General features: G+C 45.4%; 13 protein-coding genes. All 13 read right to left on the bottom strand.

What is annotated here, in order from left to right; all coding sequences use genetic code 11:
• Window positions 1-35: 35 nt before the first annotated feature.
• The gene (locus BLQ79_RS02685) at window positions 36-1,274 is read right to left on the bottom strand and encodes a serine hydroxymethyltransferase (RefSeq protein ID WP_091363718.1); all 1,239 of its coding nucleotides are present in this window, start codon (window positions 1,272-1,274) and stop codon (window positions 36-38) included.
• 149 nt (window positions 1,275-1,423) lie between these two features.
• A complete protein-coding gene (gene rpiB, locus BLQ79_RS02680) occupies window positions 1,424-1,879 on the bottom strand; it encodes a ribose 5-phosphate isomerase B (RefSeq protein WP_091363578.1) in 456 nt (151 codons plus the stop codon).
• A 55-nt stretch (window positions 1,880-1,934) separates the two neighbouring features.
• Window positions 1,935-2,981 (bottom strand): L-threonylcarbamoyladenylate synthase, encoded by a 1,047-nt coding sequence (locus tag BLQ79_RS02675; protein ID WP_091363577.1) that lies wholly within the window; start codon window positions 2,979-2,981, stop codon window positions 1,935-1,937.
• A gap of 164 nt (window positions 2,982-3,145) precedes the next feature.
• Complete coding sequence (locus BLQ79_RS02670) at window positions 3,146-3,631, bottom strand: Ltp family lipoprotein (RefSeq protein ID WP_091363575.1); 486 nt, start codon at window positions 3,629-3,631, stop codon at window positions 3,146-3,148.
• Window positions 3,632-3,856: 225 nt separating this feature from the next.
• Window positions 3,857-4,723 carry a peptide chain release factor N(5)-glutamine methyltransferase gene (gene prmC, locus BLQ79_RS02665; protein WP_091363573.1) on the bottom strand — a complete coding sequence of 289 codons (867 nt, stop codon included), beginning with the start codon at window positions 4,721-4,723 and terminating at the stop codon, window positions 3,857-3,859.
• A 2-nt stretch (window positions 4,724-4,725) separates the two neighbouring features.
• A complete protein-coding gene (gene prfA, locus BLQ79_RS02660) occupies window positions 4,726-5,796 on the bottom strand; it encodes a peptide chain release factor 1 (protein ID WP_091363571.1) in 1,071 nt (356 codons plus the stop codon).
• A gap of 167 nt (window positions 5,797-5,963) precedes the next feature.
• The gene (locus tag BLQ79_RS02655; RefSeq protein ID WP_091363570.1) at window positions 5,964-6,209 is read right to left on the bottom strand and encodes a type B 50S ribosomal protein L31; all 246 of its coding nucleotides are present in this window, start codon (window positions 6,207-6,209) and stop codon (window positions 5,964-5,966) included.
• Window positions 6,210-6,471: 262 nt separating this feature from the next.
• Window positions 6,472-8,766 (bottom strand): autotransporter outer membrane beta-barrel domain-containing protein, encoded by a 2,295-nt coding sequence (locus tag BLQ79_RS02650; protein WP_091363568.1) that lies wholly within the window; start codon window positions 8,764-8,766, stop codon window positions 6,472-6,474.
• Between the two features lie 6 nt (window positions 8,767-8,772).
• A complete protein-coding gene (locus BLQ79_RS02645; protein ID WP_091363566.1) occupies window positions 8,773-9,894 on the bottom strand; it encodes a hypothetical protein in 1,122 nt (373 codons plus the stop codon).
• A gap of 254 nt (window positions 9,895-10,148) precedes the next feature.
• Window positions 10,149-10,877 (bottom strand): helix-turn-helix transcriptional regulator, encoded by a 729-nt coding sequence (locus BLQ79_RS02640; protein WP_091363563.1) that lies wholly within the window; start codon window positions 10,875-10,877, stop codon window positions 10,149-10,151.
• Window positions 10,878-10,978: 101 nt separating this feature from the next.
• Window positions 10,979-12,082, bottom strand: coding sequence for an agmatine deiminase (gene aguA / locus BLQ79_RS02635; RefSeq protein WP_091363561.1), 1,104 nt, complete (start codon window positions 12,080-12,082; stop codon window positions 10,979-10,981).
• Window positions 12,083-12,129: 47 nt separating this feature from the next.
• Window positions 12,130-13,008 carry an N-carbamoylputrescine amidase gene (aguB, locus tag BLQ79_RS02630; protein WP_091363559.1) on the bottom strand — a complete coding sequence of 293 codons (879 nt, stop codon included), beginning with the start codon at window positions 13,006-13,008 and terminating at the stop codon, window positions 12,130-12,132.
• Window positions 13,009-13,242: 234 nt separating this feature from the next.
• Window positions 13,243-14,655 (bottom strand): Rne/Rng family ribonuclease, encoded by a 1,413-nt coding sequence (locus BLQ79_RS02625; protein WP_159427821.1) that lies wholly within the window; start codon window positions 14,653-14,655, stop codon window positions 13,243-13,245.
• Window positions 14,656-14,725 lie beyond the last annotated feature (70 nt).

The raw sequence follows: 14,725 nt of genomic DNA, 5'->3' as shown, positions 1-14,725 counted from the left end.
GCCGCTAATACATATACCTGCTCTTTATCCATCGATTATAATTCAGGATACAGCGGATACTTTGCACACAGTGTGTGTACCCGTGCCGCTGCATCTTTCTTCACATTTTCATCTTCCGGTGCCTTGACTACTTCAGCAATGATATCTGCAAGTTCAACAAAATCCGATTCTTTCAGCCCTCTGGTGGTTAAAGCCGGAGATCCCAGACGGATACCGCTGGTAGTGAACGGACTGAGTGTTTCAAACGGAATTGTATTTCTATTGCAGGTAATACCTACATCATCCAGTGCAAACTGTGCAATCTTACCGTTAATTCCCAGTTCTTTCATATCCGCAAGAAGAACATGGGTATCCGTGCCACCGGAAACAACGCGGATGCCATTGGCAATGAGCCGATCAGACAATGCCTTTTCATTGAGCACAATCTGATGAGCATAGGCCTTAAAATCATCAGTAAGCGCTTCGCCAAGTGCTACCGCCTTGCCGGCAATGACATGCATAAGAGGTCCTCCCTGTACGCCAGGGAATACCGCCTTGTTAATAGTCTTTGCCAGTTCTTCTCTGCACATGATGATACCGCCACGAGGACCACGGAGCGTCTTATGTGTAGTAGTGGTTACAATATCCGCCCACTTTACCGGATTTGGATATTCACCGCCGGCAACCAGACCTGCAAAATGCGCCATATCCACCATAAACAATGCGCCTACTTCATGAGCAATAGCTGCCATACGTTCAAAGTCAATGATACGGGAATATGCGCTGGATCCGCCAATAATAAGCTTAGGCCTTACTTCCTTAGCCTGTTTTTCCAGTGCATCATAATCAATGCGTTCATCTTCTCTGCTTACACCATAAGGAAGAACATGGAAATAGTTACCAGAAATGTTTACCGGGCTGCCATGAGAAAGATGCCCGCCATCATTCAGATTCATACCAAGAACCGTATCTCCCGGTTTCAGCACTGCATAATAAACACAGAGGTTTGCCTGGGAGCCGGAATGTGGCTGTACATTGACATGATCAGCGCCAAACAGTTCCTTTGCCCTGTCAATGGCCAGCTGTTCAACCTTGTCGACGAACTCACAACCACCATAATACCGCTTGCCCGGATATCCTTCTGCGTATTTATTGGTCAATACACTGCCCTGCGCTTCCATAACCGCATAGCTGGTAAAATTTTCTGATGCAATCATTTCCAGCTTATTTCTCTGGCGATTTAATTCTTCCTGAATGCTGTTGAAAACTGCCTTATCTTCCTTAAGATGTTTCATCATAGTTTTTCCCTCTCTGCTTCTTTTATTCTGCTAAACTCCTGAAAATCCAATATTGAATTTATCCCTGTGCATGCAGGATGATTTACAAATCCTGCTGAAAAACTACAACCTGCTTTAGTTACGCACCCGTAGATGAATTATAAATCCTATGCTTCTTCTGCTGCTTCCGCTTCCAGTGCCATAATCTTATTGACTCTGCGTTCATGACGTCCTCCTTCAAAGGAAGAGTCAAGGAATGTATCGAGAATAAGGACAGCAAGTCCTGGCCCGGTCACTCTGGCTCCCAGGCAGAGCACATTGGCATTGTTGTGTGCTCTTGCATAGTGTGCGGAAAAATCTTCGCCGCAAACGGCAGCGCGGATGCCTTTCATCTTATTCGCCGCAATACTCATCCCCAGTCCGGTACCACAGACAAGAACAGCTAAATCAGCATCTCCCTGCTGTATTTTCCGGCATGCCTTTTCTGCATAATCCGGATAGTCACAGGATTCCTTTGTGTGTGTACCACAATCAATCACCTCTATATTTCTTTCCTGAAGATGATTAATCAACACTGATTTCAGCTCAATCCCGCCATGATCACTGGCAATCGCGATTTTCATCCATATCCCTCCTGTAACAGTATTTAATTTATTAGTGTACACTATAATGCAGATATTACCTGTCTTGTGTACTTTCAACAATAATATGATATCCAGAAGCCTTAGTCAAGCGATTCATAATTGCCAGCCCCAGTCCATCCATAGATGTACCTTCCCCGATAATGGCATCTACCGGATGGGCATTAAAATACAACAGTCCGGAAAACAGCCTGTGCGCCATTTCTTTCTGGCTGCTTCTTTTACCCCATGAAAATACAACCGCATCCTTTGGGAGAAGGGCTGCCATTTCCTCACTGACAAAGTATCCATACGTCTTATCCTTTTTTTCAGCAAAAGAAAGAATGGTCTGCTCCACTTTCTCCGTATCCCCCACATATACGGTAAGCGGTGCTGTAGGAGCATAATGGCGATATTTCATCCCCGGTGCCAGCGGATGCATATTCGGGGAAGCCAGCCCCTTATCCACTTCCACTTCACCATATGCTGAGAGCATTTCCCTGGTTATACCGCCTGGGCGGTAAATAACAATCTTACCGCTTCTGGCGGATACAATGGTGGATTCCAGACCGATGTCTGTTGCCCCACCGTCAATAATGGCATTAATTCGACCATTCATGTCATGAAGCACACTTTCCGCCGTAGTCGGACTGGGACGCCCGGATATATTGGCACTTGGACCAGCAATCGGAACACCGCACTCCTTAATCCATTCCCGGGTCGCTTTCAATGCCGGACAGCGAATAGCTACCGTCTTAAGCCCGCCGGATGTTTCATCAGGGACAATGTCCTTCTTTGGAAATACAATCGTCAGCGGTCCCGGCCAGAACGCATCCATCAGCTTCTTCTCCAGTGGCGTGATATCTTCCACCAGTCGGCTTACCTCTTCCTGTGAAGACACATGAAGAATAAGCGGGTTATCCGAAGGGCGGCCTTTGGCCGCGTATATCTTTTTAGAGGCTTCCGGATTCAGCCCGTTCCCCCCAAGACCGTATACGGTTTCTGTAGGGAAGGCCACTAGTCCGCCATTTCTTATAATCTCTCCCAGATGTTTTACCTTTTCTTTCCAATGCACATCTGTCGTTTTAATAATTTCCGTTTTCATCGGTATATCTCTTCTTTCTATGAAAATCGGTAACCTTACCACCGGTTCCTTATCTTATTATTTTATTATCCTATATATTGTATACTACCATCCCAACCTGATTCAATCTTCCAGATACAGTAAAAGGCCGCATTTCATTTTTCTGAAAATACGACCTTTACTGCTTAGTTGGTTCCTTCTGAGTTTTCTGCGTTATCAGGATCATCCATATGAGCTACGGCATAATCAGCCTCTTCTTTAGTAAAATTTTCACCTGAGTCACTGGTAAGCTGTTCATATACTTCGTTTCTGCTCATATGCATATCATTTCGATAAGTCTTTGCTGTGGCCAACGCATTAGCCTTCCAGTCAATATCTGACATATGGGCCACCGCCCAGGCCGCTGCATCCTCGGAGAAATTTTCTCCATAGGGAGAACAGAGCTGTTCGTAAACATCATGTTTACTCATATGCATATTTTCTGCATACTCAATCCCATTAATCAGCGCATTGATGTATTCCACTGATACCGAATCGTCATGAAGCGCCTGTTCCTGCATGGTTTCTGGCCGTGCATCCCCACCAATGCCTCCAGTTCCTTCACTTCCACCACACCCAGCGTTAAGAAGAAGAATCGCCGTAAGTCCCAAAGCCAAGTATATTTTCTTCATACATGCCTCCCATGCAGGCGAATTAGGCTCTCACAGGATACACAACAGTCTGATTCTGCTGCATATTTTATATTTATGTAATTTACTTTATACTTATAATATATTACAGGCCGATAAATATCAACTACACAAAAATCAAAATATACACAGACAAAAGCCCTTATGAAGCCAATATAAGGATTCGCTCCATAAGGGTTTTATCTGTTTTATATTGTATGAATATTTTTATTTTTTCCTACAGCATACAGCTCTTTCTATGCCACCTAAATCGCTGATGATTTCAAAGGAATCAAATTCACCGGTTTCTTCCATCATCTTATGGACAATTTCAGCCTGGTGGATGCCCACTTCCATAGCCAAAAATCCTCCTGATTTCAGATGATTTCCAGCCTTAGCTGCCAGTCGACGATAGAAAACAAGTCCATCTTCTCCCCCGTCCAGTGCCATATGTGGTTCATGTTTCACATCTTCAGAAAGATTCTCTATATCTTTTGACGGGATATAGGGGGGATTGCTGAAGATTCCATCGAACAGCTCCCCTTCGTTCACTGCATCGATAAAGTCCCCCTGCCGGAATTCCACGCGGTTTTCCAGCTTCATATATTCCGCATTCTTTTTAGCTACCTCCAGAGCTTCCGGAGATATATCCACAGCGATGCCATCTGCCTCTGCACAGTAGGTAAGAAAACTCAGCAGAATGGCTCCGCTCCCCGTTCCCAGGTCCAGTACGTGAAGGTTTCCCTTGGCACGATAGCGCTGAATAATCTTTTCCAGCCATTCTTCTGTATCTGGCCTGGGAATCAGCACATGTTCATTCACAAAGAAATCAAGTCCCATGAAATCCTTATGTCCTGTAAGGGCCGCCACGCATATCCCTTTTGCACGGCGTTCCACCAGCGTATGATACGCTGCCAGTTCATCCCGGTTAAGCATCTGATCAAAATTTGTATACAGGTAAATCCTTGTTTTCTTCAGCACGTGGGCCAGAAGAAGTTCCGCATCCAGCCGTGCCTCTTCCACCCCATGATTTTTAAAATAACGGGTTGTCCACTGGAGGATTCGCTGTATAGTCCAAATATCCGTTGATGCCATAATTATTCTTCTTTCTGCATTCTTTCTGCCAGATCCGCTTCAATGAGCCGGTCAATGATAGGTTCAATATGTCCATTGAGGAAATCATCCAGCTGATACAGGGTCACATGAACCCGATGATCGGTTACACGTCCCTGTGGGAAATTATAAGTCCGGATACGTTCAGAACGATCCCCGGAGCCAACCTGTCCCTTTCTGTCCGCTGCCGTCTTTTCCTCTTCCCTGCGAAGCGCTTCAGCATACAGACGGGAACGCAGAATCTGCATCGCCTTTTCCTTATTCTGCCGCTGATCACGTTCGTTCTGGCAGGTAACTACAGTTCCGGTAGGCAGGTGGGTAATACGAATAGCGGAAGATGTCTTATTAATGTGCTGTCCACCGGCTCCGGATGAACGATACACATCGATACGCAGATCTTTCATATCAATCTTTACATCCACATCCTGCGCTTCCGGCAATACGGCTACAGTAACAGCCGATGTATGCACACGACCGGAACTTTCTGTAACCGGAACACGCTGCACTCTGTGAACCCCGCTTTCAAACTTAAGCAGTGAATAGGCATTCTGCCCATCAATCAGACAGGTGACTTCCTTAAATCCCCCCAGATCGGTTTCACTGGCATCTGCAATGGAAGCCTTCCAGCCCCGGCGTTCTGCAAACTTGAGATACATTTTAAGCAGGTCAGCTGCAAACAGAGCCGCTTCCTCTCCACCGGTTCCTGCCCGGATTTCAAGGATGACATTGCGGTTATCGTTGGGATCTTTAGGAATCAGCAGAATATGAATTTCCTTTTCCAGTCGTTCCGCTTCTTCTTCCCCGGTCTTCAGATCTTCCTTGGCCAGATCATGAAGGTCTTTCATAGTATTATCGCCAAGAATATCCCTGGCATCCTGACACTGCTGCATTACTTTCTTATATTCTCTGAACTTGGATACAATCTCCGACAGTTCTGCGTGTTCTTTGGACAGTTCGCGCCATTTATTCTGATTTGCAATCACCGAAGGGTCGCTCAGCTGATCTTCAATGCTCAGATAGCGGGCTTCCATAGCTTCCAGTTTCTCAGTCTTCATCTATATCTCCTTATTATGCTATTTTATACTCATTTTATTTTAACAGAAAAACAGATTAAATACGAAATTCATCCCATGTAACCACAGGGGTGAAAACTAAGTTCTGCCAATTCTGAACAGTCCATCACCAATAAAAAAACAGGGCCATCGCCCTGTTCTTTTGCTTATTACTTGATTCCGTAACGCTTGTTGAACTTTTCGATACGGCCGCGAGCCTTACCGAAACGCTGCTGTCCTGTATAGAATGGATGGGACTTGCTGCTGATATCGATATTGATCAGCGGATATTCGTTACCATCTTCCCATTTTACGGTCTGGTCAGAAGTAGCCGTAGAACGAGTCAGGAAAGAATAGTTTGCACCGATGTCGCGGAATACGACTGGATGATAATCCGGATGAATTCCCTTCTTCACTGTGTTTGCACCTCATTTCACATCAAACATAATTCTAGACTAGTATAACAAATGGTTTCCTTATTTGCAAGAAATAAATCCCATCATCATGCAATTTCTAGAGTTGCCAATCAGATAAAGGTTATTATACCATAAATTACCCATTCTGCAGAAATTTTTATGACGAAATGCCCATACTTTAATGAAATTCCATTTTTCCAGATTGCCATAAGACAGAGGATGCATACTGAAAGGACCTCTGCACAGTAACCAGGGCAATCAGTTAGAACTGCCAGTTAACACCTATGTTCCACTGCCATTTCTTATTCCAGTTACCTCCGAAGCTTCTTTCCACGTCAGCATAAAGATTGGTATTTCCGCCAACATGCCAGCTGCCGCCAAATCCTGCTTCTTCCCAGGTATCCTGATAATCTTCGCTGTAATCCATGGTTTCCCCATCCAGCGCTGCCAGATGGAAGCTGCGGCTGCCACCAAATTCATGGAGTACAGAGAACTTCAGATAGTAATCATAAGGATGTTCTCCTTCTGTCACCCGTTTGCCAAACAGGATGCCCAGGCGGCCGATGGCGCTGTCATAGCCACCCATATGGACGGTCTTTCCACGTCGGGTGGTATAATCCTTGCTTCCCAGATGACCGAATACCATCTGCGCTTCCGGTTCCAGGAAAAGTCCGTTATCTTTCGTGAATGTTTTTCCAAATTCCACGGAAAGGCTTTCATTATGAGTCCGGTAGTCAGCCTGGTCAGGATAATTGCCCCAGCTCTTCAGCTCTGTATCATCCCGTCCCCATTTAGCCACTACATCGGTATATACACCACTGTCGCCAAACCATGTGCCGTAAACTCCAGCGGACAGGCCATGATTTTCAGAGGAACCATAGCTGTACTTCGGACTGGAAATATTACGTTCCGCGAAGAAGCCATATACACTCTTTTCATTGGCCGCGTAGTCATAGCCCAGCTGGAATCCGTTGTACTTACTGTTTATTCCCTGTCCGTCATAAGAACCATGGAAATCCCGGCCCCAGATACCTGACGTATCCTTCAGGTTGCGGAAGCGGAAATCCCCCATACGCTTCCGGAGACTGTCAATATCCAACCGATAGAGGGCGTAGCTGTTATCTGGTGCTTTTATAAGTGGAATGGTATCCTTATTTACTTTCTTCTCCACCTTGGTCAGATACCATTCCGTATGGTCCCCTACCGCATTACCTTCTGCATCAAGAGCTTCATCCCCTCGTTTAATAACCGGCGTCATATCCCAGAGTCCTCCCTGGTCAAGGTCCTTCCCTTCAAACCGGGCCTTTCCACTGGCATCCGTCACAAGCAACAGATTTCTGATTCCTTTAACTTCCTTCCCTGTATACAGACTGCTGTCTTTTACCATAATCAGTCCGGAAGAATCATCCGCAGCGGAATCGATAGTGACTTTATCTCCATCCTTCTCCGAATCCAGATCGGTCTTCATGAGGAAAATCCCGCCATTTCCGGTGTAACTGCCCGCATGAAGGGTTTCATACGCCGGCGAAGCATTCATGTTAATGACCCCGCCACGGCTGTGTTCAAGGCTGGTCACTTCACTGTCCCCGGTCATATTCCACATACTGCGATCCGATACCGTAAGATCCGTTTCCCCATTCTGGACGGTGGATACCCCGGTAAGAGAGGACGTACTGTCATGAAGGGACAGACGGATTATCCCGCTGTCCGTAGAAAGGAGATTCCCTTCGATGACTTTGGTTCCATCGCTGGTTATGTCAATCAGACTGTTTTCATTATCACTTTCTATTGCTGTTTTAGCCCCTTGTACAGTCACCCCTTTATGAAATACAGCCTGACCCCCCTGTGTGCTCATAATACCTGTACAGTCATCTGTATTTCCTGACACAGAAACTTCTGTATTTCCTTCAATATCCGTAGATCCATTTTCCGTCGTCTTAATACCAGATATGATGCCTATATTTTTTCCCTCTGCTTTAACATGCACATCCCCCGCTGTAAGAGTCCCTTCATGGTTATATATCCCAAACAGTTTATTTTCTCCGGCTTCCCCCGTATTTTCCGCCTTCAGGTCTACTTCCGTGTTCCCATTTATCTGTACCTGGGAAGATACGGCAGAAATGCCTTTGATTTTCGTCGTATCCGCAAGATTTCCTTCATATCCCATACGAACGGATACATCGTTTAATGTTGCCGAAGCCTGATTTTCTAAGTCAATTCCGTCAATATAAGAATTATTTTGTTGCTCATAATAAAGCCCCGGCCTGGATTCGCCATGAATATTCATGGTGACACTCACATGGCTGTCCTGACCATACAGATCCGCTCCCGAGTTAAGCATATACACCCCGGAAATATGATTAAATTTTCCGTTGGCTTCTATGGAGATATCTTCATTTCCTCCCAGATGCAGTGAAGAGGCATTAAAATAATTGCCAAAAATCTGATAACTGTCTGATGCAACGAGATTTTCCTGCACATTCCCTTTAAACGTAATGTCTGTGCCATCTACCGAACTTCCTGTATTGGTGTAATGACCTGCATACACACCATACACGCCATATCATTTCCCTTTTGTCGTTACATCCACCTGGAAATCATCTCCTATGTTTGCCTTGCACTGATTCCAGGCAACCAGTCCATAGGTACCAATGCCGCTGTTTTCCTGTGTGGTAATCAGATGAAGATGGTTATCCGCTGTAAAATCGGTAGTAGACAAGTATATAGCTGCCTCCATGATAGAAGCAGGTGATCCTGCAGCTGTCCCCTGGCTATTGAAATCTACCGTTATCTCTGCATTTTTCCCAAGGGTAATCAGCTGGCGTCCTTTATTGGTAGATTCGTCTTCCCATGCATGATTATGACGACTGATAATCCCATACACTTCCGCCCCATAGCCTGAACTTAATTTAGCTAACGTGCCACTGGCCTTAATCACCGCATTATCCCCTATATGCATTTGTCCATATTTAGTATTATTTATCCCTGAAGCATTCAGCGTATATATCCCCTGAACGTCGCTGGTAATATTCAGGTTGTCCCCTGCATTCATAATGCCGCCATCATTTATAATCCCCGTCTGACTATAATACACAGATTGTGAAAAGGGATCCGGTTCTTGTGTAACTATATCCTGACCATGCATCATAATGGTAGTATTATCCCCAAGATTATAAGTCAGATTAGCCGGTTTTCCTGTATTAAGACTGCCTCTCCCAAAAGATCTGTATAATGACTCAAATCCATTTTCATAAATGCCAGCTATCTTAGGGCAGGTTCCTGTCCCATCTACCGTAATTGTAAGACCATCTGCTAAATCGACGGTTCCCTCATAGCCTATACTGGCATTTGTTAATCTGTAACTGTTCTTATCAACAGAACCGGTATTGGTAATAATCCCATCAATCCGAAGCTGTGGGCCTGTTGCATTATGAATATCCGCATTTATCTTCTGGCTGTTAATCCGAACAGTTCCTCCAGATGCCGATTTATCGATATTCACTACATGAAATGCCGAATTCCCCGGAGTTATCCCAACATTTATATTTTCATTAACCACAGCATCCTTGTCGGTAATACTCAACGGAGAAGTAATATCCGCACCATAAACGGAAGCATAAGAAAATCCTGTCAACACAGCCGCTGCCAGGATAGCCCTACACTTTGTTCTTTTATTTACTAACATGCTCAGTAAGCCCCTTTTCGTAATAAAAAAGTTTAGAATTTCGTTAGATAGATTATATATCTACCCCCCCCGATGTCAAACATTTCATAAATTTGTTTAACTATGTAGATACTTGTGCTTACCCATCAAAAAAGCAGGTTTTGCGACGTTTCGCAAAACCTGCTTTTTACCACAGAATTCTCGACTCATATTTCATAATCCATTCCAGAATTGCTGATTATGATGCGGGTATTGTATGTTAACTTTTCATATTTTCATTCTGCATAATCGAACAACTGCATGCGCCCCCGTATCCCCAGTTTATGGTATATATGGCTTATATGCTTATTCAGCGTGTTAATAGATATGGACAGATCATCTGCCAGTTCTTCCGGTGTCTTTCTGGTAAGCAATGCATGAACAATTTCCCGCTCCCTCTTGCTCAGCGTGGTATAACCAGGCACATGCTCAATAGAAGGCTTTCGTACCCGTTCTCTGTCCATACGATAGGCCAGATGATCTTTAATCATATCCAGAACCTGCACATGATCATAAGAGAAATTTTCCTTTCCCTTTTGGCGAAAAAAAGACAGGATTCCCAGAAATTCTTCTTTATAGCACAGATTAAGATGAATAGAATAATGCCAGCCATGAGGAACGTATACTGCTCGATAATACTCTGAATTTACTCGAACAGCCTCTTCAATAATATCGCTTTCTCTGTAGGCTATATTCTTTCCGGTCATCATAAGCCCCTCAGAATAGTCGATATGACAGAATTTCTGTATGTAGCTTTCCATATCATCCCGAGGATAATTAATTCCCAGTGGACGCATAAGCTGCTCCGGCCGTCCAGGACAACTGAGATAAAAAGAACTGCTGTCATAGGGAATCAGATGTCCCAGCTGTCTCATTACTTCCATCCGCATATCATCAAAATTTTCAATAGACTGAATCTTATAGGTAATGGCATTGATTATCATCCAGTCGCTGTTGGTCAGCATAGAGTCACCTCTCTCATAATTAAAATATCACCGATGTGTCCAAAACTTTGATACGCCAAAGAACCTGCACGCCCTGTGCAGGTTTTCAGCAGTATGAAAATTCATTTTTCATCCGATGGCATTTGCTGGGTAATGCAGTGGATGTTACCGCCGCCATAGACAATTTCACGGGTGTCCACCCCAACCACCTTATGATGCGGGAACATGGCCTGAATCTGGTCAAGTGCCAGCTGGTCATTTTCATCCTCATACTGAGGAACGATGACACCAGAGTTGGTAATCAGGAAATTCATATAAGAGGCAATACACAAATCCCCATCCTGGCGCGGTGCGGTTCCGGGTACCCGGTCAATGGTATCAGCACCTTCCAGCAAAACCGGCTTGGCCGTAAGTGTCAGTTTATGCACCTTCAGTTTTCTGCCTTTGGCATCCACAGCCTGCGACAGAGCCTGATAAGCCGCCTGCGCTTCCTTATAGAACGGATGAGACGAATCATCTGTCCAGATACATGCCACTTCTCCGGGGGCAATAAAGCAGGCCACATCATCAATATGCCCATTGGTTTCATACGGATCAATACCATCTTTTAACCAGATAACCTTTTCACAATTCAGGTATTCGCAAAGCTTTTCCTCGATTTCTTCTCTGGTCATGTCCGGATTTCTGCCGGGGCTCAAAAGACACATTTCCGTAGTCAGCACTGTGCCTTCTCCATCCACGTGAATGGAACCGCCTTCCAGAACGAAATCATCCGTTCTATACCGGTCCGTACGGGTCATCTCGCAGACTTTGCCGGCCACCATATCATCCTGATTCCACGGGAAGTACAGGCCATCTACCAAGCCGCCCCAGGCATTAAATGTCCAGTCAATTGCCCTTCTGTGTCCCTTTCCGTCTATTACAAAGGTAGGACCGGTATCACGGCACCAGGCATCATCGGTTGATACTTCCACTACCCGGATTTCCGGTGGCAGAATTTCCCGCGCATGAGCAAATTGCTTTGTGCTCACCATCATGGTTACCGGTGTAAATTCCGAAATAGCCTTTGCTACCCTTGCATAGGCTGCCTGAGCAGGTTTTGCACCATTTCTCCAGTTATCCGTCCGTTCCGGCCATACCATAAACACTTCATCCTGAGGAGAAAATTCCGCAGGCATATAAAATCCATCTTCTGCAGGTGTTGAGCCTTTAATAATCTGAGACATCGATTGCCCCTCCTTTTCCCTGCCTGAAAAATCAGGTGGGGTACTACTCAGCGATTCACGCCATGGGTTGTGATAATCTTATACATTTCCGGTCTTCGGTCACGGAAAATCCCCCACTGTCGTCGTTCATCAGCCAGCTCATCCAGATCAAATGTTGCAGTAAGCACACATTCGCTATGGTCATCTGCCTGTACCATCAGCTCCCCGTGCTGATCCGCAATAAAGGATGTTCCATAGAAAACCATGCCCTGGCTATCCGGGTTTCCTTCAGGTACTTCTCTGCCAATGCGGTTGGAAGCGATGACCGGCATCATATTAGCAGCGGCATGCCCCCTCATTACGTTGCACCAGTGTTTGCGGGAATCCTTTTCCAGATATGGTTCGTTTCCAATGGCCGTAGGATAAAGAAGCATTTCTGCCCCCATAAGGGCCATAGCACGAGCCGCTTCCGGGAACCACTGATCCCAGCAGATACCTACACCAATCTTGCCATACGCCGTATTCCACACTTTGAATCCAGTATCTCCCGGGGTGAAATAAAACTTTTCTGCATAAGGAAGTCCATCCGGAATATGTGTCTTGCGATAGATTCCCAGCACTTCTCCATCTGCATCAATCATTGCCACGGAATTGAACTGCGTATTTCCATGCCGTTCGAAGAAACTGATGGGAAGCACTACATGCAGCTCTCTGGCCACGGAGCGGAAATGGCGGATCGCCGGATTTTCATCAGGGTAAGTAGCCAGATCCAGATACTTAAAATCCTGCGTCTGACAAAAATACGGAGTTTCGAATAATTCCTGAATCAGAATAACCTGAGCTCCCTTAGCCGCTGCCTGACGAACCAGTTTATCTGCATTTTTTATAGATTCCTCTCTATTCCAGGTTACAGCCATCTGAGTAGCGGCTACTGTTACTTTTCTCATATGTCCCTCCATCCTCCCGTTAATCCCGGGGTTATGGCCTTCGCTCGGCCACTTTCTTAGTTCTTATGCTTACATTATAAGTAAACATGACATTCATAACAATAGTCGTTTATTACCATTTTTTATTACTTTTTATTTCCAATATAACTATTTTTAGTTATTTTATGGCAAATCACAATAAGAAAAGGCTGCCCTTTTCAGGTCAGCCTTTCCGCTACAACAATATCTATATACTTATTCTGACAGAATACTGAATACTTCGATAGCCATATCTTCTCTGGCTTTGATAATCGGTTTTACATGGAAACAGGTATGGAGCCGGTGCTGTTCTTCCTCCGTCTGAAGCCGGCGTGCCACAGCCGGATGACATTCAATCCTCAGGGATGACTGAAAATTCCCCATTTTCCTTCTCATCTTAAGCTCCCGGTGAATCCGGATGACTACGGACTCAGCAGATACAGACAGCCCGCTGCCCTTGCAGCAGGGACAGGTGTCATAATACACATGCTCCAACCGGTAGGCTGTACGCTTACGTGTCATTTCCACAAGTCCAAGAGAAGTCATTCCGCATACCACGGTTTTTACTTTATCGGATGAAACAGCTTCTCTGAGCCTCTTAACTATGTTTTCCTTCTGCCAGTCATGATCCATATCAATAAAGTCAATCATAATAATTCCCCCGATTCCCCGTATACGGATCTGCCGGGCAATCTCAGGAACCGCTTCCTTATTGATGAGATAAGCCACCTCCCCATGGGGCATGCCTTTGGCATGAAAAGATCCGGAATTGACATCTATCGCTGTCAGCGCTTCCGTATAGTCAATCACAATAGAGCCGCCGGATGGAAGATTCACCTGCCGTTCAAAGAGCTGCTGAATGGAATCGGCCGCTCCATAGCGTTTCATAATCGGCACAGCTCCTTCATAGAGATGTATATTTTCCGATTTTACGACCTGTTCTGACTGGTTCACTGACAGGAGACGTTTTTCCGTCTCTGCATCGTCCACAATGATTTCAGTCTCCATATCTGCATAATCCCTGAGGCAGCGAACCACCAGGTCGCTTCCACGGTACAGCAGTACCGGCGCCTTTTCTATTCTGAGACGTCTCTCAATAATTTTCCAAGTAGATGCCAGATGCATAAACTCTCTCTTTACGGCCTCCTCATTTCCCTCTCTGGCGGCTGTACGTATGATGAGCCCGCATCCTTCAGGACAGCATGCTTCCCCCAGCTGCTTCAGCCGCATGCGCTCTGCTTCCTCCTCAATCTTTCTGGACACTCCGATATAATCCGTATCGGCTACCAGTACGGCATATCGCCCAGGCAGACTCACTTCCCCGCTGACCAGAGGTCCCTTGGTATCGGTGCTGTCTTTTATCACCTGTACCAGAACCGACATGCCTACCGTCGGCTTTTTTCTGTGCTGAGGCCAGTTATTCAAACGCAGAAACGCATTCTTCTTTTCCCCTATGTCAATAAAAAGCCCCTTCAGCGAAGGAACAGAATTTTTCACGGTTCCTGCATATATACGCCCTACCAGACTGGTTTCATGCGGACGCTCTACTTCAAACTCCGTAAGGACTCCATCATTCAGAACCGCCATGGCAGTTTCATCAGGAAGACATTCCAGTAAAATCTGCTTCATTTCCTTCTGCTCCTTTTGTACTTTTAAAAAGATGGATGCGGAAATATATATTTCCTGCATCCACTTTCAC

Origin of the sequence: Dialister histaminiformans (genome assembly GCF_900103425.1) — a bacterium.
Lineage (GTDB): Bacteria > Bacillota > Negativicutes > Veillonellales > Dialisteraceae > Allisonella > Allisonella histaminiformans.
This window is presented reverse-complemented; position numbering and strand designations above follow the sequence as displayed.